The organism is Rubritalea tangerina, from assembly GCF_042683245.1.
Lineage (GTDB): Bacteria > Verrucomicrobiota > Verrucomicrobiia > Verrucomicrobiales > Akkermansiaceae > Rubritalea > Rubritalea tangerina.
Genome location: NZ_JBHUJB010000009.1, coordinates 1 through 21960 on the forward strand (window position 1 = coordinate 1; position 21960 = coordinate 21960).

The 21960-nt window shown below is 51.5% G+C and carries 18 protein-coding genes and 1 tRNA gene; 5 read left to right on the plus strand and 14 right to left on the minus strand.

Annotation, left to right across the window (positions count from 1 at the left end; all coding sequences use genetic code 11):
- Window positions 1-46: 46 nt before the first annotated feature.
- The 8 genes from ACFSW8_RS01335 to gcvT form a co-directional block, all read right to left on the minus strand.
- A complete protein-coding gene (locus ACFSW8_RS01335; RefSeq protein ID WP_377090055.1) occupies window positions 47-469 on the minus strand; it encodes a GNAT family N-acetyltransferase in 423 nt (140 codons plus the stop codon).
- A gap of 198 nt (window positions 470-667) precedes the next feature.
- Window positions 668-744 (minus strand) — tRNA-Met (locus tag ACFSW8_RS01340).
- 150 nt (window positions 745-894) lie between these two features.
- The gene (locus tag ACFSW8_RS01345) at window positions 895-1797 is read right to left on the minus strand and encodes a hypothetical protein (protein ID WP_377090054.1); all 903 of its coding nucleotides are present in this window, start codon (window positions 1795-1797) and stop codon (window positions 895-897) included.
- Window positions 1798-1897: 100 nt separating this feature from the next.
- A complete protein-coding gene (gene pyrC / locus ACFSW8_RS01350; protein WP_377090053.1) occupies window positions 1898-2914 on the minus strand; it encodes a dihydroorotase in 1017 nt (338 codons plus the stop codon).
- 92 nt (window positions 2915-3006) lie between these two features.
- Window positions 3007-3432: a DUF5069 domain-containing protein gene (locus ACFSW8_RS01355; RefSeq protein ID WP_377177252.1), complete on the minus strand. Its 426-nt coding sequence runs from the start codon at window positions 3430-3432 to the stop codon at window positions 3007-3009.
- Between the two features lie 735 nt (window positions 3433-4167).
- Window positions 4168-6999, minus strand: a complete 2832-nt coding sequence (gene gcvP / locus ACFSW8_RS01360) for an aminomethyl-transferring glycine dehydrogenase (RefSeq protein WP_377090046.1) — start codon at window positions 6997-6999, stop codon at window positions 4168-4170.
- Window positions 7000-7097: 98 nt separating this feature from the next.
- Entirely contained in the window at window positions 7098-7478 is a 381-nt protein-coding gene (gene gcvH / locus ACFSW8_RS01365; protein WP_377090044.1) for a glycine cleavage system protein GcvH, read from the minus strand.
- A 43-nt stretch (window positions 7479-7521) separates the two neighbouring features.
- Window positions 7522-8607, minus strand: coding sequence for a glycine cleavage system aminomethyltransferase GcvT (gcvT, locus tag ACFSW8_RS01370; RefSeq protein ID WP_377090043.1), 1086 nt, complete (start codon window positions 8605-8607; stop codon window positions 7522-7524).
- Window positions 8608-8809: 202 nt separating this feature from the next.
- Here gcvT and ACFSW8_RS01375 point away from each other — a divergent pair, with 202 nt between their 5' ends.
- From ACFSW8_RS01375 to ACFSW8_RS01385, 3 genes are read left to right on the plus strand one after another with little or no spacing between them, the layout of a single operon-like run.
- Complete coding sequence (locus tag ACFSW8_RS01375; protein ID WP_377090041.1) at window positions 8810-9610, plus strand: hypothetical protein; 801 nt, start codon at window positions 8810-8812, stop codon at window positions 9608-9610.
- A 17-nt stretch (window positions 9611-9627) separates the two neighbouring features.
- Window positions 9628-11010, plus strand: a complete 1383-nt coding sequence (gene selA, locus ACFSW8_RS01380; protein ID WP_377090040.1) for an L-seryl-tRNA(Sec) selenium transferase — start codon at window positions 9628-9630, stop codon at window positions 11008-11010.
- Between the two features lie 16 nt (window positions 11011-11026).
- Window positions 11027-11683, plus strand: a complete 657-nt coding sequence (locus ACFSW8_RS01385) for a metallophosphoesterase family protein (protein ID WP_377177254.1) — start codon at window positions 11027-11029, stop codon at window positions 11681-11683.
- On the opposite strand, the gene ACFSW8_RS01390 is transcribed toward ACFSW8_RS01385, so the two are convergent.
- The 3 genes from ACFSW8_RS01390 to ACFSW8_RS01400 all read right to left on the minus strand — a co-directional run bounded on the left by ACFSW8_RS01390 (window position 11680) and on the right by ACFSW8_RS01400 (window position 14022).
- Window positions 11680-12396: an SDR family oxidoreductase gene (locus ACFSW8_RS01390; protein WP_377177256.1), complete on the minus strand. Its 717-nt coding sequence runs from the start codon at window positions 12394-12396 to the stop codon at window positions 11680-11682. The two genes, ACFSW8_RS01385 and ACFSW8_RS01390, sit on opposite strands and share 4 nt — an antisense overlap.
- Before the next feature lie 13 nt (window positions 12397-12409).
- Entirely contained in the window at window positions 12410-12565 is a 156-nt protein-coding gene (locus tag ACFSW8_RS01395) for a hypothetical protein (RefSeq protein WP_377177258.1), read from the minus strand.
- Window positions 12566-12804: 239 nt separating this feature from the next.
- Window positions 12805-14022 (minus strand): mechanosensitive ion channel family protein, encoded by a 1218-nt coding sequence (locus ACFSW8_RS01400; protein WP_377177260.1) that lies wholly within the window; start codon window positions 14020-14022, stop codon window positions 12805-12807.
- 183 nt (window positions 14023-14205) lie between these two features.
- Here ACFSW8_RS01400 and ACFSW8_RS01405 point away from each other — a divergent pair, with 183 nt between their 5' ends.
- Window positions 14206-14988 (plus strand): hypothetical protein, encoded by a 783-nt coding sequence (locus ACFSW8_RS01405; RefSeq protein ID WP_377177262.1) that lies wholly within the window; start codon window positions 14206-14208, stop codon window positions 14986-14988.
- Here the strand turns inward: ACFSW8_RS01405 and ACFSW8_RS01410 are convergent.
- A complete protein-coding gene (locus ACFSW8_RS01410; RefSeq protein ID WP_377177264.1) occupies window positions 14974-17592 on the minus strand; it encodes an MFS transporter in 2619 nt (872 codons plus the stop codon). The two genes, ACFSW8_RS01405 and ACFSW8_RS01410, sit on opposite strands and share 15 nt — an antisense overlap.
- 372 nt (window positions 17593-17964) lie before the next feature.
- Here ACFSW8_RS01410 and ligA point away from each other — a divergent pair, with 372 nt between their 5' ends.
- Window positions 17965-20175, plus strand: coding sequence for an NAD-dependent DNA ligase LigA (gene ligA, locus ACFSW8_RS01415; RefSeq protein ID WP_377090031.1), 2211 nt, complete (start codon window positions 17965-17967; stop codon window positions 20173-20175).
- Here ligA and ACFSW8_RS01420 read toward each other — a convergent pair.
- Window positions 20159-21136 carry an FAD:protein FMN transferase gene (locus tag ACFSW8_RS01420; RefSeq protein WP_377090029.1) on the minus strand — a complete coding sequence of 326 codons (978 nt, stop codon included), beginning with the start codon at window positions 21134-21136 and terminating at the stop codon, window positions 20159-20161. The genes ligA and ACFSW8_RS01420 overlap by 17 nt on opposite strands.
- A complete protein-coding gene (locus tag ACFSW8_RS01425) occupies window positions 21133-21957 on the minus strand; it encodes a PepSY domain-containing protein (protein WP_377090027.1) in 825 nt (274 codons plus the stop codon). Before ACFSW8_RS01425 ends, ACFSW8_RS01420 begins: the two co-directional genes overlap by 4 nt.
- Window positions 21958-21960: the final 3 nt, after the last annotated feature.

The window sequence follows — 21960 nt, forward strand, 5'->3', positions numbered from 1 at the left end:
CTCACCTTTGCAAGCTTTTTATTTACTTATTTTCAATCAGTTATGCTTAAGTGAACGCGCATGGGTATTCCACCATTATTTCGGTATTAAGCCAAGTATTCCCATCCGAAGGCTGTACTAGGAATCCCCTCTTCTCGTACCATCGATCTAGATGTGGGTTGTCGCGAATAGAATCAATAGTGATATACCCATAAATCCTCTCACATTGCCGTATTTGAGCTTCTTCAATGACTTTGCTTATCATAGCAGTCCCTATTCCCTGTTCACGCAATTTACGGGGCTGACTGAGCTTAGGAAGCTGCCACCATTTACGAGAAGGCACTACTTCATGCTCTCTAACACAGATGTCAGATAGAAACATGTCTGCACCCTTTAATTCAAAATAAGCATAGCCTGCATAAATCCCATCTAAGGATGCATGTATTTGAAAGTGTGGCTCATTATCGATGATTTCTAGCTGTATGCTCATAGCATATTCAAAAGATCACACATACTGATGAGTAATTGCTGAACAAAACAAGGTCTTTAGTAGCACAAAAATGTTTCCAGCATCAGTCCTGCAATAAATGCACCATTTAGGGCCCAAATAGACCTGTTGTGGCCATTTATCACACCTCCCCGCTAAGACACAAAAAAGCCGCTCTCAGTTGAGAACGGCTTTTTAGATTGGTTACGGGAGCAGGATTTGAACCTGCGACCTTCAGGTTATGAGCCTGACGAGCTACCTGGCTGCTCCATCCCGCGATTGAAAACTTTGCCAGTCGCCTGAGTGGTTAACTCGTGTGGCGAATCCCTTTCGGGTGCGGGCGCAAGCTAGTACGATTACAGGTTTCCCGCAAGCATTTTCTGCATCTAAAGATAAACTTTTTTAGGAAACAGAATTGCCAATCTTCATTACTCGTTGTGCCCAGCGGACTTCATGAATTCGATGAGTTCTGGGTCACGCTGTGGATATTTGTTGAGAATCCGCTGCCCTTCTTCAAATGGGAAGGCAAACTCGAGCCAAATATTTTCAAGTGTGTAGATAATGACGGTTGGTTTGCCAGTTCCAGAGTTGGTTCCCTCGGCGAGAATGAAGTCACGGATGACTTCTTGTTTCACATCTTTGAGCAGATGAGCGAATTTCTTTTGCGCTGCGATGGCACGGATAGCCGACGGGTCTTGCTTAACCTTCGGTTTGCCAGTCTCAGGGCCTTGCATGGCTGCAGGCGGCTTGGGTTCCTTCTTATTGACGGCTGCGGCAAATGGATTCGGGAAGCCAGGTCCGCCAGCGGCTGGACCAATAGAAACAGGTGCAGTCATGGGCCCCGGCCATTGGACATTGCCTGGACCAGGAATTGCCTGAGTGCCAGTCTGCGGTTTCGGAATGGCGTGTGAGCTGGTGATCGGAGCTGGAATGTCTTCCTTCACGGGCTTGGGAACAGACTGTGTGTCACGACTCGGAGCATGCGTTTGTTGCTCTTTTTCGTCTTCCTCTTCCGCCTCGTGGTCGGCAGCACTAATGACATCTGCGTAATTTTTGTCGGCAACTTCCTCAGAAACAATACCCGCCCCTTCGACCGTTCCACCAAATTCCTCTAGCAGACTCTTGTAGCTGATAAGAAGCTCGTCTCGGCTAGTCCAAGGAATGATGGTGTTGGGGCCATCTGGCTCGAAAAATGTGCCCTTTGGGTCAATGAAGTGCTCGATCATCTCGTGGTCGAGGTTCAGCTTCGTCTTACGCCATTCCGTGTGGAAGACGCGCTCCATCTTCTCGAGGAGGTCTTGTACTTTATTTCTTAGAACGTCGTCGCTCATTGTAAACTAACATGTTGGGGGGAATCTTTATTCTGGGTTATCTAGCAGGAATAAACAAGTTTATTCACTGCATCTGTATGCTTGATAGTCAGAATCGAGATCAGTCAATCTGGCTGATTCTCCACTCTAATTCCTCGCCGGCATGCATGGGCACTACATGTTGCTGGAAACCAGTGTAGGCCTCTGGCACTGTGAAAGGTTCCTTGGTCACCGTGACCAGCTTCTTCGGGGGTGTGACCCCGTATTGAGTCTGGGCATTGCCACTCAGGAACGCTTGCAAATTATCTAACTTCTCATGCTTGTCAAAAAGTTGCGCTAAACGAGCGATTGCCAATGGAGCCGTAAAGACCCCTGCAGCACAGCCGCAGCTTTCTTTCTTTTCGAGTGGGTGCGGGGCGGAATCGCTGCCGAACATGAGTTTGGGATGAGCCTCAAGTGCCGCCTGAAGCAAGGCCTCACGATCTTCAGGTCGCTTGGCAATGGGCTTGCAGAAAAGGTGTGGGTTAAGCAAGCCACCTGCCACGTCATCGAGTGTGATGATCAAGTGCTGCAGTGTCACGGTAGCACGAAGGTTTTCGTGACGGTCGAGCATGGCCACGGCATCAGCTGTCGTGATATGCTCCATGGTGATCTTGAGCTTCGGAAATTTACTTGCCAAATAATCGTAGCTGGCGAGGAATTCCTTTTCGCGGTCCATCACGAAACCATGCGTCTCGCCGTGTACCAGAAGTGGAATTTCCATCTCTTCCATCATCTTGAAGACTGGCTCCACGGCATCAATCGCTTTGACACCTGCCTCACTATTCGTGGTCGCCCCTGCTGGGTAAAGCTTGATCCCGATCATGTGGTCCTTGGCATTAGCCAGCTCTTGCTCGGTGTATTGGCGGAAGAAGAGCGTCATGAATGGGTCAAACTTGTGCCCTTCACAGGCTCCCAAGATACGCTCTTTATATTCAAGAAGCTTGTCCAGGTTGTCCACTGGCGGGACCAGGTTTGGCATGATCACTGCACCAGCAAATCCTTCTGCGGTCAGTGGGGTCACGAGTTTGAGCATGTCCCCATCGCGAAGATGCAAGTGCATGTCGAGTGGTGACTGGAGTGTGAGTTGTTTCGCCATAAAAAAATCTAAGTAGATGTTCTACAAGTGGCTCTCAGGCTGTCACGCCAAAAGAGCAAGAATATTCAAAAATATGTGTTCCGTGTCTGTGATTACCAACCTTCTTCGGCATCCATAAAATCGAGGAAGGAAACAATGTCGTCGCGGTGTGCGAGGCCCGCCTCTTGTTTACGCATTTCGAGCTTCTCTGAGAGGTCGTCTTTGAAACCACGATTGCGCACATAGCTGCACCACCAATCTTTAACAGGTGATTCAGGTTTCGTCCCATTTTCATAGCACCAATCGAGGGCAGCACGATCATCCGCACCTGATTCCACAAGGTACGCCGCAAGGTCCTCATAGGCAACTTGCAACAACTGGCACGTCCAGAGGTCGAGTCCACGGCCGAGGTTACTGTGATAATCTTCGTGCAGTTCCCCAGCAGCATGGAGCCGCACCTTGTGACACATACGAAGAAAATACGGCAAGCCGTCGATTTCATCTTTGCTGCTTCTAGGAATGGTAAGAGTCTCTGGCATGGGCGCATCATCGGCCAGAAAACCAAGGCGTCAAGCTGGATTTGAGGCCAACAAGCAAGCATGAATCACGCTCATTTCAAACACTCCCCCCTCTCTGCTCCAGCCATCCCATCGCACCCGCACGTCCCATCATTCCCCTCACCATCCTTCGCGGCTAGAGACGTGAGCACACACAGACTCCATCGAATTGACTAGTGGGGTGTCAGAGAAGTAATGGACCTCATTGCGGGAAGTAATTTGCCTGATCAATAAGGCTAGAGGGAGTTCTGAAGAGACATCCCGAACTGCCGATGAAGAAAGCGGATCAGAAAACAACCCGAGCCTCATGAAAGAAGCGACTAGCAGGAGCCATTTCCTCAATCTCATATCAAACAAGGATGTTCAGGTCTCCTATGACAACACACTAGCTAGCAATGAGACCGAATCAAAATCACTCACCAGAAACACCTTAACTCTTTGATAAACAGCTACCACCATCACAACTGGATGACAACGATGACATTCTGCATGATAATCCGATTTACTCTAAAATCGCGAAGCGCAAACTTCACAAGACTCAACCACACTCCATTCGTCTATTCCGAGTCGAGAGATGGTATCAGTATCGAGACTCACGTCATCACGCGCAACCACTGAACACGCTCGGTAGCCAACCATGACTCTACCTGCACGCAGGTTCTGCAAAAAAAAAGCCCGCACAAGCCGAAGCCTGTGCGGGCTGAAAATGAGAGGCGCTTAGGCGTCGCCGTATTCTTCCATGCCTGCGCAAGAACATACGAGGTTGCGGTCGCCGTGGACGTTGTCGATACGTCCCACGTATGGCCAGAACTTGTGCTCGCGCAGCACTGCCATCGGGTATGCGGCCTTTTCACGCGTGTATGGACGATCCCAGCTGTCGCTGATCACCACTTGTGCGGTGTGCGGAGCGTGCTTCAGGACGTTATTTTCCTTATCAGCTTTCCCATCGATGATCTCCTGGATTTCACCGTGGATACTGATAAGTGCGTCACAGAAGCGGTCGAGCTCAGGCTTGGACTCGGACTCAGTAGGCTCGATCATGAGCGTACCTGTCACAGGCCAAGACATGGTCGGTGAGTGGTATCCGTAGTCCATGAGGCGCTTGGCCACGTCTTCCACAGTGACACCAGACTCAGCAGAGAGTTGGCGCAAGTCGATGATGCATTCGTGTGCAACCAGCCCCTTGTTCCCTGTGTAGAGCACTGGGTAGTAATCCTTGAGACGGGAAGCCACATAGTTCGCATTGAGGATCGCAATCTTGGTTGCTTCTGTGAGTCCCTCAGAGCCCATCATCGCGATGTACATCCAAGAAATCACATTGATCGATGCCGAACCGTAAGGTGCCGCACAAACGGCCCCCTCTTGGTTCTCTTCATTGATGTGACCAGGAAGGTAAGGCACCAATTGCTTCGCAACCCCGATTGGACCAACACCAGGCCCCCCCCCACCGTGTGGGATACAGAATGTCTTGTGAAGGTTGAGGTGGCAAACGTCAGCACCGATTGCTCCCGGGCTGGTGAGACCGACCTGCGCATTCATGTTCGCGCCATCCATGTAGACCTGGCCACCGTTCGCGTGGATCGTCTCACAGATTTCTTTAATGGTGGATTCGTACACCCCGTGGGTTGATGGATAAGTCACCATCAAACAACCAAGGTTTTCACCTGACTTCTCAGCCTTGGCCTTGAGGTCAGCCACATCAATGTTGCCCTCGTCGTCACACTTCACAGGAACCACCTTGAATCCAGCCATCACAGCAGATGCTGGGTTGGTACCGTGTGCGGATGTCGGAATGAGACAGTTAACACGTTGCTTGTCACCATTGGCTAAGTGATAGCGGCGGATAGCAAGAAGCCCTGCATACTCACCCTGAGAGCCCGCATTCGGCTGAAGCGATACTGCTGCAAATCCAGTGATCTCTGCAAGCCACTCAGAAAGGCTATCGAGCATGTCGAGGTACCCGTGGGTCTGGTCCTCAGGTGCAAATGGGTGCATGTTCCCCACCTCTGGCCAGCTCAATGGAATCATCTCAGAAGTCGCATTGAGCTTCATAGTGCAGGATCCAAGAGCAATCATGGATTCATTCAATGCAAGGTCACGCTTCTCAAGGCGCGCCAAGTAACGCAGCATTTCCGTTTCAGAACGGTAGCTGTGGAATACTTTCGCAGTACAGAAGTCGGAAGTACGCTCGTTCACTTCATCCCAAGCCACTTCGTCTTCTTCAGGAAGTACCGGCTCATCGACACCGAAGATACCAAGCAATGTCACCACATCATCTGTAGTGCTTGCCTCATCGAATGAAATCCCTACGTGGTCGTTGTCAATGTGACGCAAGTTGAAACCAGCTGCGAGTGCTTGCTCGTGGATGTCGCTTGCTTGCCCAGGTGTTTTGATGGTCAGAGTGTCAAAGAATGACTCGTTTACCAATTCATAGCCCTTCGTGCTGATAGAAGTTGCAAATGCCTGTGCCATGTAGTGCACGTTGTAGGCAATATTGCGCAACCCATCAGGACCGTGGTAGACCGCATACATCGACGCCATCACCGCCAAGAGCACCTGTGCAGTACAGATGTTAGAGGTGGCCTTGTCGCGGCGAATGTGCTGCTCACGTGTCTGAAGTGCGAGACGGTATCCTTTGTTGCCCTGTGGGTCGATAGAAACACCGATGATTCGGCCTGGAAGCTTGCGCTTGAGCTTATCAACACAGGCAATATAACCCGCGTGTGGACCACCAAAGCCGAGAGGCACACCGAATCGCTGGCTGCTGCCAACCGCGATATCTGTACCAAATTCACCTGGAGGCGTAAGCACTGTCAGAGAAAGAATGTCTGCTGCAACAATAGTAGTGGCTTTTGCCGCATGCACACTCTCGTGGAATGCTGTGTAATCTTCGATAGAACCATCTGCATCAGGGTACTGAACGATAGTCGCGAAAAGACCCTCACAACTTGCTGGATCAAAACTCTTCCAATCGCCAACAATCACTTCGAGCTCAAGTGGTTCACAGCGGTTCTTCACCACATCGATTGTTTGTGGGAAGACCTTATCAGAAATAAAGACCTTAGTCCCCTTTGGCTTTGTAGAACGCGCAAGCGCCACGGCTTCCGCTGCAGCTGTCGCTTCATCAAGCAATGAGGAATTTGCCACATCAAGACCAGTGAGATCAGTGATCAAGGTCTGGAAATTCAATAATGCCTCGAGACGCCCTTGGGCGATCTCTGCCTGGTAAGGTGTGTAGGCCGTATACCAACCCGGATTCTCAAGCACATTGCGCTGAATCACTGCCGGCACCTTCGTGCCATAGTATCCCTGACCAATGAAAGACTTCGCTACCTCGTTCTGAGACATGATCATCTTGAGCAAGTCAAGTGCGTCCGTCTCGCTGAGTGGTGCTGGTAAATTCATTTCCTTTTCCTCGCGGATCTCCGCAGGAACCGCATCGGCGATCAAATCGACAATGCGCTCGTACCCAAGAGACTCAATCATCTCTTGGCGGGTCTCACCGTGCACCCCTACGTGACGGCTACAAAAGTCGGCGTAAACTGACATAAGTAATTGGTGTTGTTAGATTGTTGGGAAGAAACGAAGGGCGTACCGAATAACCAGCACGCCCTTGAGTATATATTGTAAAAAAGTAGCTCTCTTGCTTAAGCACCGATGAACTCAGCATATGCAGCTGCGTCCATGAGCTCTTCGACTGCGGAGACGTCGCTCACTTTGATTTTGAAAATCCAACCATTGTCGTGTGGGTTGGTGTTGACGAGTGCTGGCTCAGCTTCGAGAGCTTCGTTCGCCTCTACTACTTCACCAGCAACCGGTGAGTAGATGTCAGAAGCCGCCTTCACAGACTCAACCACAGCGATTGCTTCTTCAGCGTCACATTCGCGACCTACTTCTGGAAGCTCTACAAAAACGATGTCTGTGAGTTCTTCCTGCGCGTGGTCAGTGATGCCTACAGTGGCAACATCTCCTTCGAGAAGGACCCATTCGTGGTCGTTTGTGTAACGGAAATTTTCTGGAACGCTCATAATATTAGTTGTGTTGATTAGTTATGGTTAGATAGGACAGGATTTAGTCTTTTTTGTAAAAAGGTTTTTTCACCACCTTGGCTTCGTAGCGGCGACCACGAACGTCGATGTCAATTATGGTGCCAATCTTGGCAAAATCAACTGGGAGATACGCCATAGCGATACCTTCTTTCAAACTTGGTGACATGGCACCGCTGCTGAGTTCACCGAGCTGCTCACCATCTTTAGAATAGACGCCGTAATGTGCACGCGGAGGAGCCCCCTTGCCTGTGTACTTAATTGCCACGAGACGCTCACCCAGCCCTTCTTCTTTTTGCTTACGCAAGACATCCACACCGACAAAGTCAGTATCGAGTGCGCAGAAGAAACCAAGACCAGCCTGCAATGGTGTGCGCGCTGGTGAGAGGTCAGAGCCATTCAGTGGGTAACACACTTCCAATCGCAGCGTGTCACGTGCCCCCAAACCACATGGCTTGGCACCTGCATCGACAAACTTCTGGAACCAAGCAGCCCCAGTGTCAGCTGAACTGAAAAATTCAAACCCATCCTCACCTGTGTATCCAGTGCGACAAACAATGCACTTCTCGCCATCCTCTTCCCACGTGTCTATACCATTGCGCTTAGGCAACTCGCGACCCGGGAATAATTTGCTGTAGCTTGCAGCCGCCTCTGGCCCCTGCACTGCCATACCCGCCCATGCATCTGACTCGTTGGTCAGCGTAAGCCCCTCAGCCAAATGCTTGCTGAGCCACGCATAATCTTCGTCGATCATAGACGCATTGACGACGAGGAAAATCTGGTCGTCGCCGAAACGGTAAATGATGAGGTCGTCAATGACACCACCTTCTTCGTTGAGCATGAATGTGTACTGAGCCTCACCAATGCTGAGCTTCTTCACATCATTGGCTAACATGCCATTGAGCCATTCTTCGGCTCCAGCCCCACTGAGGAAAAATTGCCCCATGTGCGAGATATCAAAAATACCAACAGCCTCACGAACCGCTGTATGCTCGTCCATAATGCTGGTGTACTGGACAGGCATATTCCAGCCAGCAAAGGGAATCATTTTAGCGCCTAACTCCACATGGAGATCCGCCAAGGGTGTCTGCTGAATTGTCGTTTCACTCATCGGGCGCAAGATGCAAAGTGTGTCATACTCTGTCAACCCTAGTCAGCACCTATCCTATGGCTTTTTTTTACTTTCTACATTTCCGCTCAATTTCAATGGGCAATTTGCACAAATCCGCTCGCCAAGCACCCACATTTTCTCAGATTTCTAGCTTGCACCCACACAATCCTCGCTCAACGTATCAAGCAATTAGATCGTGGCTATGGCATCGTTGTTAGATAAATTAGAGAGACAATTCATTCAATGGACAATCCCAGGATTGATTCGCTACTTGGCCATTCTTTTTGTCGGTGTGTTTTTACTCACCGCTGTAAAACCAGAATTTGCGGCGACTCTTGACTTCAACTACGCCAAAATCCAAGACGGCGAGTACTGGAGATTACTCACCTTTATTTTTGCACCGCAGATCGGCAGCTTCTCGACGGCTTTCGCTGTAATCTTCTTAATTTTTGGCACCATGCTGATGTTTGCTTTCAGTGACGGCCTAGAACAACAATGGGGGGTATTTAGAACTAACCTCTTTGTCTATTGGGGCATCGCCAGCACCCTCGCCGCCAATCTCATCTACGCCATCGCCTTTGAGACCCACTTCCCGATGAGTGGCATCTATCTCGGGGTGTCCATCCTCTTTGCCTTCGCCACCTACAATCCGCGATTCCCCTTGATGTTGATGCTCGTCATCCCCTGCCCGATCTGGGTCATCGCAGCACTCGCGGCGCTCCCAATGCTCTACAACGCCATCATGTATCCCTTCCACGGCATGTTCGTAGCGCTCTGCATTTCTAACTACCTCATCATCGCCATCCCCATGTTGCTCACTTCCTCGGTGCGCAAAACCGGTAACCACCAACGTCGCAAGCGCTTCACCCGACAGTTCAGCAACAAACAAGAAGCCTTTCATACCTGCCACGCCTGTGGTGCCAATGACATCACCCACCCAGACAAAGAATTCCGCGTTGGGAAAGATGGCCACGACTACTGCTCCGACCACCTTCCCGAATAACACCCATTCCTGATCCCATGTCTTCCGCTCTCAAAATCCTACCTCCAGTCGAGCCATTAGCCAATGCGCTCGCCAATTCAGTCTCCCTCCCAAAACCCCTCGTTGTCTCCTTCGTCCGCAAAGAAGTCGCCAGCTGGCGCAAGCAATTGCTCGCAGGCACCACCAGCGACCGAGATACCATCGAGGCTGCCATCACCGAAAACCTAGAAGCCTTTGCGAGCTCTCGCTTGCAACCCGTCATCAATGGCACTGGCGTGCTCATCCACACCAACCTCGGCCGCTCGCCACTTGGCAAAACGGCCGCCGCCGCCCTCGAAAAAATCGCCACCGGCTACTCCAATTTAGAATTCAACCTCCCCGAAGGCACCCGCGGCAAGCGAGCCGGCTACCTAGAAACCGCCCTTGCCTGCCTCGTTAATGCTGAGGCAGCAACTGCAGTCAACAACTGCGCTGCTGCACTCGTCCTCATTTTGCGCCACCTCTGCGATGGCGAGAAAAATGAAGTCATCGTCTCGCGCTCCGAGTTAGTAGAGATTGGCGGCGGGTTTCGCGTCCCTGAAATCCTCGAGACCTCGGGTGCCAAACTCGTCGAAGTCGGCGCTACGAACAAAACCCACATCGACGATTACGCCAAAGCCATCACCCCCAATACCGCTCTGATACTCAAGGTTCATCGCTCGAATTTTTACATCGAAGGCTTCACCGCAGAACCTGACATCACAGAACTCTCGGAGCTCAGCCGCGCTCACAGCTTCCCCTTGGTCGAAGACATTGGCTCCGGCGCCATGATGAATACCGATGAGCTCGCCCCCATTGACCACGAGCCAACTCCACAAGAAGCCCTCACCAAGGGAGTAGACCTCATCTGCTTCTCCGGCGACAAATTACTCGGCGGCCCCCAATCCGGTATCATCGCTGGACGTTCGGATCTCATAGCCGGCATTAAAAAGGAACCCTTCTTCCGCGCCGTCCGCTGCGACAAACTCATCCTCACTGTCCTGCAGGAAAGCATCGATGAATACCTCCGCACCCAGGCCAAGCCAAGCGAGACCGATGTCCCAAACCTCAAAGCCCTCGCCTTGCCTCCAGAAGCCCTCAAAAGCCGCGCCCAGTCCATGCTCGACGCCATTGGCCCCGTCGATAAAGCTGAGATCTCAATCGTCGATACCATGGCTACCACCGGTGGCGGCACCATGCCAAAATCGCAAATCCCCTCAATTGGACTCCAAATCACCCCCACTGGCATCAGCCTCAATAAATTGTCCAAGCTCCTGCGTGTCGGCACCCCCGCCATCGTCGGCTACACTCAGGAAAAACACCTCCTGATCGACCTGCGCACCCTATTCGACTGGCAAGACACACTTGTCGCCGACCGCCTCAAAAACATTCTTAAAGGATAACCTCTCTCATTTCCTCATGCCTCTTGTTATCGGAGATATCCACGGCTGCCATCGACAGCTCAACGACCTTCTCGCCCTGCTCTCGCCCAGTTCCAATACCCCCATCATCACCCTCGGAGATTACATCGACCGAGGCCCCGACACCAAAGGCGTCATCGATACCCTCATCGCCCTCGGCCCTCAGCTCATCCATCTCAAAGGCAACCACGATGTCTTCATGGAACAAGCGCGCACCGACAGCGCAATGTACGACTTCTGGCTCCAACCCATGGTCGGCGGACAGGAAACCCTCGATGCCTACGGCGGCCACCTCGACAATGTCCCAGACGCCCATTGGCAATTCCTCGCCTCCGCCAAACTCTATCACGAACTCGACGATTTCATCTGCGTCCACGGTGGACTCGATCCCAAAGTCCCACTCGCCCAACAATCCCCAGAAGTTCTCCTCAACCTCCGCTTCCAACACGCTAAAAAACATTGCTCAGGTAAAACCATTATCTGCGGACACACCCGCCAAATCGATGGCAAACCTAAACTCCGCCGTAATACCCTCTGCATCGATACCAATGTCTTCGGTGGCGGCTACCTCACCGCATTCGATACCCAACAACATATCATCTATCAGGTAGATGAGAACAGCCAGTGCCAACAATTCCCGTTCTCTATCAGCTAAGCCTTCTGGTCGCTTGAACGTAACTGAATATCCCCAATGTCCACATGCATCGGTGAATTTATAATGTGCAATACACAATTGGCGACATCCTCTGCGCCCAGCATCTGCATCGACGCTTTTGCCTCGGCAAGTTGCTCTTCGCGGCCTTGAAAATATTCATCTAACAATGGTGTATCAACAAAGCCTGGCGAGACCGAAGCAACGCGGATGCGACTCCCCGCAGCGCGAAGTTCCGACCTCAGCGCGTCGGTGATGCCACGCACCGCAAATTTCGTGGGCGCATAAAACCCACCGGTCGGCGGTACTCGGTGCCCACTCATGCTCGACACATTAATGATCTGCCCAGATTCTGGGCTGAGAAATTTCAAAGCAGCCTGACTGCAATAGGCCAGAGCTCGGACATTGACCGACCACATCGTATCCCAATCCTCGAGTGCGCCATCCGTGATTTTTGAAAGCTTCGCGACTCCTGCATTGTTGACCCACACATCCACTCTCGCAGACGCACTCTCAATCTGCGCCATAGCGTCATCGATGGAGGCTTGATCTCTCAGATCACAGCTAATCCCCCTCACCCGAGAGTCGAGTGTGTCACTGCGTCGACAGAGGCCAATCACCTGAGCCCCAGCATCCAAACATTGCGCTGAAATTGCCGCACCAATCCCTGAAGACGCCCCCGTAATAACAACCGTCTTACCTTCTAGCTGAGCCATCACCGAAGCTTTCTTACATTCCAGCCACACCACCCATGCCCACAGCATGTGCAGCACCACGCACTGTCCGCCCAGGTAAAGACAAGGTGTTCTTTACCAAGGGAGCATTACAGGAATTAAGCATTGAGAGAATTAACGCAGCCACGCTCAGCTTAAGGAATTTTTGCATGGCAATGACCCTAGTGATCGCGCCCATGCTGTCAAACCTAACTCACGCAGATTGCGCTGCAGCATCCCGCATATTTTGTCATCGATCTGGCAATAGCTGCACAGCGATCTACCAAACTTGGGCTACCTTCCCACCTCGATTGGGACTCCATGCACGGGGGAATTTGGGGTCTCATTCGGGAACATGGGTCGGGCTAGCCCATTGCCTAGCTAGTCCGATCCAAATAGCGCGCTCACCCCCTACTCAGCGTAGCGATTTGCACTCAAATCCATGCCGCTTGGGCGCTGGAATAAACGCAATCCAAACTCAGGAGTGATCGCCATCAAATGGTCAAAAATATCACTCTGAATCCCCTCAAAGTTGACCCAAGCATTGTCCGTGGAGAAACAATACACCTCAATTGGAAGCCCATTATCCCCCGGGGATAAGTGGCGCACCAAAATCGTTTGATCCTGGGCAATCTTGGGATGATGCTTAAGGTATTGCACAATGTATGCCCGGTAGGTTCCCACATTTGTCATCACACGCGCGTTGACCAAATCTTCCGTGCTCACGCCCTTCTCAGAGTTCCATTGCGAAATCTCCTCTTCCTTCGCCGCCACATAGTCCTTGAGCAAACGAATCTTCCGACAACGCTCGATCTCAGTAGATGTCAGCGGACGCACCGATTGCATATCAAAATGCATCGCACGCTTGATGCGGCGTACGCCACTCTCACTCATCCCACGCCAGTTCTTGAAGCTGTCAGAAATCAAAGCATAGGTCGGGACCGTTGTTATGGTCTTGTCCCAGTTGATGACCTTCACAGTAGTGAGCGCCACTTCAGCGACCTCACCGTCCGCTCCAAACTTCGGCATCTCAATCCAATCCCCAACCGACACCATCTGGTTGGCTGATAATTGCACACCCGCGACTAGCCCCAAAATCGCATCCTTGAAAATCAACATCAAGATCGCTGTCGCTGCACCCAAACCTGAGAAAATCAAGATCGGCGACTTACCCATCACACTCGAAATCACAAAGATTAATCCCACAATGAAGAGCACCACCTTGATCACCTGAATGAAGCTCTTGAGCGGTAATTTCTTAGAAACATCATAACGGTTGTAGATCCTCTCCACAATGTTGAGCATCGACATCAGCGAGAACAAAATAAGAATGATCGCGGTAACTTGTGAAACCACTAACAGGATCTGACCGCTGCCTACGACAATCGAGTCAACCTTGTCCGCGCCAAAAGCGTCTGGATCAAATACCTCAAGCGCCGTCTTCCACACAATCGCCACAGGAACCAAAAGTGAGATCCACGTGAATAACCGGCTATTGAGCAGCTCGTCATCCCAATCGTTCGGCGTCGCTTTGACAATCTTCTCAACGATCCTGTAGATAATCTTGCGCGTGACAAAATACGCCACTGCCGCAACCACTAGGACCATCGAAAAGAGGATCAAGTTCACAACCAGTTGCTCTTTCAAACCAGGGATCGTGGCTTCCGAATAAATAAAATTGAAAATGCGGTGATGCCAATCGTGAGGAGTCATGCAAATCCATTAGCCATGAGCTGCTAGATGTGCAAGGTCGAATGTCACCCAGATCCCCTTGCATTCCATCCAAATGTGAAGCAGCTTGCCTTGCACCACATGAAACTCTGGCTCCATAGCTTACTCTCCATCATCTGCCTCTGCGCCCTCACCGCCTGCAAGATTGATGGTGAAGAAGAAATTACCATCCGCGACGATGGCTCTGCTCAAGTGCGTGTCCACTATATCCTCCCCTACAAAGCATTCTCCAAAAATGACGCCCAACAAGTTCACTCGCTCCTAACCGAGATCGCCAACCGCCATCCTGAACTCAGCCTCACCGAGAATACCTCGTTGCCTCACGGAAAGTATTGCCAAGAACTTAAACTCAATATCGCATTTTCCTCAGTTCTTGAAATCGAAAGAATCATACTCGAAGAACATGCCCACTTCCAATCACTGGCCTCCCAAAGCGGTGACGAGAACAAAAGTATCACCATGGTAGAAGCATTGTTAGGCAACATCGAGGCCGGTGTCCATGCCGACGCCATCCGCTACGACCGAACCGTCAACCTCAGCCCACTCTTCAAAGGGAAAATCACCAATGGCAAAGTCCTTGGCAATGCAGAGTTTCGCTACATTCTTACCACCCCCCTTGCTGCTGACAGCCATAATGCTAGCGCTGTCACCAATCAGGGCAAAACTCTGACCTGGCGCATCCCTCTGCGTGAATACTACAACAAACCTTTTCAGCTAAAAACCCAACACGCCCGCCATCTCTTCACCCTCCTGTGGACACTCCTGACTGGCTTCTGCCTCGCCCTCATCGGACTCACCTTCTGGTGGAGACGCCGACGCATACGGCGCCAATCTGACCGCTCACTAACATCAGACGAGGAATAGGAAGCCTTCCACATCCATCGTCGCTTTTAGCGCGTGCTTAACATCCACACCATAGGCTACGCCTGAGATGATCAGGTGCTCGTAGTCACCATCCTGATACGCAAAGCCCGGCAACAGCCTGCCGACACTCCCATCCTTCCAACCCGCTTGAAATTGGTTGGTCGTCGTCACCGCATTCGGGTGCTCAGTAGACATCGATAACACCTTTCCTTCCACCACCCCAACTGGGTAACACGGAACTTGAGCTTCGTGGTCTAATTCGCCACCAGTGTGGTAAAACACCGCACGTGGAGGATGGGCTTGAGTCACCTTATGACGCAAACTCTCCCCACCCACAAATGCCTCTACAGAGAAACTTAAATTCCATTCTTCAATGTGACTCACCGCTGTGTACTCGTCCGCTAACAAGACGCGCACTTGATGTACAATTGGCAAACCAATAGCAAATACAGCTGCCGCAGCCGAGCTGCTATCTACTACAATCACCCCCTTTTTACTAAACGCCGGGCTCTCCGCCACTTGCAGAGCATTCGCTATCAATGCCCGTTGTTCCTCTTCAGGTAAACCACGCACCTCATCGAGCATCTTCTCAAAGATTGCACGATCACCATCTAACAAGTCGATCTTCCGGTCGAGCAACTTCCCAGGATGCGCCAAAATTTCACGCATCTCCAATGCCTCAGATGACATTGCGTGCAGTGACTTGCGCACTGAAATCGAGCTCGACATCCGGCAAGGAATCGGCTTCCCCCATGCCACAGTCACGCCGTAGGGAATCCGATAAGGTACCTTCTTGAAGAGCACCCCACGTTCGAATGAAAAGATCGAGCCCCAGAGCCCATCCATATAGACAGGCATCACCGGACATTTAGCCTTCCTCGCAATCATTTCAAAGCCACGCTTGAGCTCATTCATCGCTCCACTGCGCGTTAGTTGTCCCTCAGGAAAAATACACACTACCGCACCCTCAGCCACAGCATCCGCCGCAGTCTGAATCGCTTCCTTCGCCTTCGTCGCCGAAATCGGAACCGTATCAAACAACTTCACAAAATGACGCAAGATACCATCTTTCTCAAAATAACTATCGTGCATCAAAAAACGAATCGGTCTCGGACTTGCCGCAGTCAAAATAAACGCGTCGATGTAAGTCACATGGTTCGGCACAATCAAAACGCCCCCCTCCTCAGGCATCCGCTCCGCATGCAAAACCTTCTGACGATAAAATATCCGAAACACACTCAACAAAGTGAAGCGAACAAAGTGCTGCGGCATCAGCTTCGTTGAAAAACCTGTGACTACCAAAGTCAACGCTGCCATACACAAAAACTGCCCGCTCATCCCCACACCCACCTTGCTGAGAAACAGCTGAAAAGCCACCGCCCCTGCTCCCGCCAAACAATCTAACAGATTCAGTCCAGCCAAAATCTGCCCGCGCTTCGAGGGGTCACACACATCCTGCACATAAGCATTGAGTGGCACTAGGAACAATGCCCCACCTGCTCCAGTGACAACCAACCAAACCTTCATCCAGATAGAATCGAGTGGCGATAATGCCATCATCACACAGCCAAGAACCGCCACCAAACTACCAATCGGCACCAAACCTAACTCAATATTGCGTCGGCATGCCAAGGAGCCCAACAACCCACCTAGAACAATGCCACCACTCGCCGCTGCTAGAAACCACGCCATCTCTGAACCAAAGCCTTCATCCCCCCCAGTGAGTAATTCAGCCAGCTGGACTGCGGCTAAGTTAATAAATCCCCCAAGAAACCAAAAGAACGCCACTCCCATACCCGACCATTTCAGGCGTCGTTCCCCAAATAACTCACCGAGTTGTCCCACGTGCTCCCATAGAATCTTCGTCTCAAATGGACGCCGCGATGGCGATGGATAATACTTTAAGGTCCATGACAATAGCACCGCCGGCACCGCAAACACAGTCAGTATCACCAATGGAGAATAAGCCGCAGTCCAGCCGTCATGGGTCTCGCCTAGGCGACTATCAAACCAAAAACCACTCACAATCTGCCCCACACAAATAGCCAGCACGGAAGCCATCTCTAACACACCACTGGCAAAGCCTAAACGCTCACTCCCCACCATTTCCTTCACTAGCCCCTTCTTAGCAGGACTCAGCAAGGTAGATTGAACCGCTAACAGGAAAAAACCAAAAATCCCCAATGGCAAACTCTTCAGGTAGATCGAAAAAGAAATCATCACCAAGACCCCTAGCTGCAACATCATCCCCGCTCGCATCACCAAGGTCTTACTAAACCGATCCGATAACCACCCCGCAATGGGTGATAAAAAGATAAAGGGCGCTACGATGAGCCCCCCTAAAATATACTTCATGTCTCCCCCATTGCCCCCATCTGCACTCTGCAACGCCAGCCAAGCCGCCAATGGAATTAAAAAAAATTGCGCGGCCTTGTCGTTGAATGCGTTCTGCGCCGCCAATCCCACCATCGTCCAAAATGAACGCTCATCCTCTTTACTTGCCCTGTGATGTTCTTCTCTTTCGCGGTGATCTTCCATGACGCCGCGCAAGCTATCGCATATTCCTAACCACTTGGAAATCGATAAAACGATAGTTTCTATCATTTTCACCAATGATCCCCCAAGGCCCCTCCCTCATCCATTCCCACCCTATCAAACTCGCTTCTTACTGATGGTAATGAACGAAATTGCACACCCATAAAAACTCGACCAGTATGCACATTTTAGCCAATCTCCGAGACAGCCATCACAAGGTACTGGTTCACCTCAATCAGTGTTGTCTCATTACTCCTCGCTTTCCGATCGCTTACCACTTGTTGCACTCAGAGAGAGAGTCACACTCTCTCGTGCTCTGTGGTGCCATGCTTAGCTCCTTCCATGGACTCCCCCCCACTCCCGCTTAAGCCACCCCATTCCCTCACACTTTTCCTGCGCTTCCCTATTGCATCTTAGCCCCAAAACAGCCACTAATGCGGCATGGATGACCTGTTTGACTTTGCTAGCAACCAACAACCAGATGACAAAAAAAACATTGAAGCCCGGATATGGCAGCTGGTTCGTCAAATAGACGCGCACAACACATATTACTATCAGGAAGCTCAACCTATTATCTCAGACGCAGAATACGACGCGCTCTACCGGGAACTCGAGGAACTAGAAAAGGCACACCCAGAATTTGCCGACCCCAATTCCCCAACCCAACGTGTTGGCGGAGCCCCACTTGAAGCCTTCGAAAACGTCGCGCATCTCGTCCCCATGCTCTCCATCGATGATGTCTTTGAACTCTCAGACGATTATCTGGAAAAGCATCCAGGAACAAAACGCGAGGAAGAACTCATCACCTTCTACGGACGACTCCAGAAAAACCTCAACCAAACCTCCGTCCCAGTGACTATCGAACCAAAACTCGATGGTGTCGCCGTCAGCCTCGTCTACCGTAATGGACAACTCGAATACGCCGCCACCCGCGGCGACGGCAAACGCGGTGACCTCATCACTGAAAATGTGAGGACAATCAAATCCGTCCCCCTCAGACTCAGCAAAGATGCCCCCACCTTGCTCGAAATCCGTGGCGAAATCTTCATGCCTAACAGCGGGTTCGCCAAGATGAACGAGGAACGCGATGAAGCTGGCCTCCCCACCTTTGCTAACCCACGAAATGCCACCGCAGGCACCCTTAAACAACTCGACTCACGAGAAGTCGCCAAACGTCCCCTCGACTTCCTCGCCCACGGCCTTGGAGCCTACGAAGGACCAGAGCTGCCAAGTGAACACGACTTCCACAAGCTGCTAGATAAACTCAGCATCCCCAGAAATACCCCCATCCAAGTGGCTGCTGACCTCGAGTCCCTCGTCGCAGCCGTCAAACAACTTGACCAAGACCGTCACGACTTAGACTACGCCACAGATGGTGCCGTGGTTAAAGTCATCGCCAGAGCTGATAGAGAACAACTCGGCTTTACCTCCCGCGCCCCACGCTGGGCCGCCGCCTACAAATTCCTTCCCGAACAAGCTGAAACCACCCTCAATGCAGTGACAATCCAAGTCGGTCGCACTGGTGTCCTCACACCAGTCGCTGAACTCACCCCTGTCCTCGTCTCAGGTACAACCGTCTCGCGCGCAACTCTCCACAACCAGGAAGAAATCGAGCGCAAAGATATCCATATTGGCGACACCGTGGTGATCGAAAAAGCCGGCGAAATCATCCCCGCAGTCGTCAAAGTCCTGCACAAAGAAAATCGCCCTGCCGGTTCCCAACTCTACAACCTCTTCGATGCTGTCCACGGAAAATGCCCATCCTGCTCCAGCCCCATCTCCCGTGAAGAAGGAATGGTGGCTTGGCGATGCACCAACTTCACCTGCCCCGCCCAAGCCATTACCCGCATCACCCAGTTCGCCTCGCGCAAAGCACTCGATATCGACGGACTCGGCAGCTCAGTCGCCGAAGCCGTTGTCAGAGATGGCTTGGTCAAAACCCCACTCGACCTCTTCGATGTCGACCTCGTCACCCTCAGCGAACTCAACCTGGGCACCCGCTTCGAACCCCGCCTCTTCGGTGAAAAACGCGCCACCAAACTCATCGAATCACTCAACCAAGCCAAGACTAAACCCCTCCACCTCTGGATCTATGCCATGGGGATTCGCAATATCGGTGAGTCCGCTGCTCAAGAAATTGCGAGATTACACAAGCTTCTCACAGATATTCCTAACAGCCCTATCATGGAAGCACTAGCTGAGCTCCCTAACTATTCTGAACTCAGCGTCTCAAAGCGAAAAAAGGAAAACCACCCACTCCTCAAGGAATACGAAATTGATGACAACCTCGGCCCCGTTGCAGCCGCGAGCATCCGTTCCTTTTTCCTTTCAGAAGCAGGCGTCCACGTCATCGATAAATTAGCTTCACTGGGCATTAACCCAGAGTCAGAAAACTACGCCCCTAAACCTGCTGAGCGCGACACCTCCGACCTCCCATTCGTTGGCCTCACCTTTGTCATCACAGGCACGCTCTCCCAGCCACGTCCATCCTTCAAAAAACAAATTGAAGCACTCGGCGGGAAAGTCTCCGGCTCGATTTCTAAAAATACCAACTACTTGCTGGCAGGCGAAAAAGCCGGATCAAAAGCCGAGAAAGCCGAAAAGCTAGGTGTCACCATCCTAGACGAGGCTGCATTCAACGCGATGCTCTAAACACCTCTTTGTTTTCAACCCAAATCACTACCTGTCCCCCCGCCTCTTCCACAAGGCTCTCAAACAAAGCAGCCCATCGCTCCTCAGGAGCAACCGCAAAAGCGGTTGCAAAAGCATCCGCTGTCGCTGCCCCTTCTCGACTAACCACAGCCACTACACAATCTTGCTGGAGAACACCTTCTTTGGGACTTAGCAGCTTACGACTCGCTTCGTGCGCAGAAACCGCCAAACCTGCGTCTTCGATATCCACTGTTCCAACGAGGTCTGTTTCGCCACCCTCCATAACCGTCCCCATAATAGCCAGCGTCCAAGCTCGCCCCTCGGGATGCTTTCCCAAGGCATAGGTCTCTCCAAGGTGCAGTAAAGCTGACTGCACCCCTTGCTTTCTAGCCTCCTGAGCAACTCTATCAGTCAAATAGCCCTGGATGAAGGCGTTGAAGCTAAGTGATGTCTTATGCTTCTTCAAAGACACTCGCTGCTCTCCAACCTCCAATGCATCCATACTTGCGCCTACTAACAAGGCCTTCACATCCGCTTCAGGCCGCCCCTCCTCAAGCGCCACCCATGCCGCATGAATGGCTGGCTGAAAATACCCTTGAGTGCGGCCCTCTAGTTCCCTCGCCACCATCAAAACTTCCAAAAATTCTTTAGAGGGTCCTAACAACTCGCGCTGATCATTCAGCCGACTCAACTCTGAAGTGTGCGAGTAGAGGGAGGCAACACTCTCTAAGATTTGCACCTCATTCTCCACATAGCGACTAAGATGATCGTATTGCGCCTCCGTCACCCCATAGAGCTCCATGCTCATCGGAATACCAAAGCCAATTCCCGACCACACACTATCAGAAATCACTACTTCCTCATTGCTTCGTGCCACCTCTGGCTTCTCACCCTGACAAGCCAATAACAAAAAAACACAGCAACCAAGGCCAAGCTTACCCACTATGCCTAGCAAGTTCATGGCTTCACTTTGCTTCGCTTACTTGCTCGATACTGCAGCACCAACCCAGTGCCGATAAGCCACAGCGTGCACAGAATCACTAGGTCATAAAAATATTTCGCAAAATCACCTAAAAAGTTTCCAGCATGTAGATCTAACACTAAGCGATAATAAGAGACTCCTCCACCATTCCACAGACCTATCATGTCTTGCCGTGACTCGGCATCGTCTAATAACCCCATCGTCCTCTCCTTGACTTCACTACCGCCCTCTACCGAGGTCCACTCTATCCAATCAGCATCTGCAGAATGCCATCCATCAGCATTCCTGACCACCACCTGTTCACCCACCTGCCCGACACCTGTCAGTGGTAAGCCTGGCAGTGATAGTTCATCCAAAGTCTCTATCACACGTCCATCGAGATCAAACAACACCACGCTCTCTTCGAAAACTACCACCGTAGCCTCCCTACCACTTGCCCCACCCACAAAACGACCAGCCTGCTCTACAATCGCTCCGTCAAGAAACACCAAACCATCCCACTCAACGAGCTGCTGCGAATCCAAAGCGATGCTGCGGGGCTCCCCCTCAGGCATCATGCCATACGCCTTCATCAACCATGGTGATGTCGTATGCTTTTGGTCTAAACCAAAATCCTCTGAATGATTTAAGAAAAAACCAGTCACTAACACCCAAACCAAGGGCAAAGTCGCTAACAAACCCAGCATCCGGTGCCACGGTCTCGACCTCCTCTTCCTCCTCTTTGGACGGCGCACTACATCACACACGGGTGAGCAACCTGCGGTGAATGGCACCTGACTGTCCTGAGAAGTTTCTGGCATGCA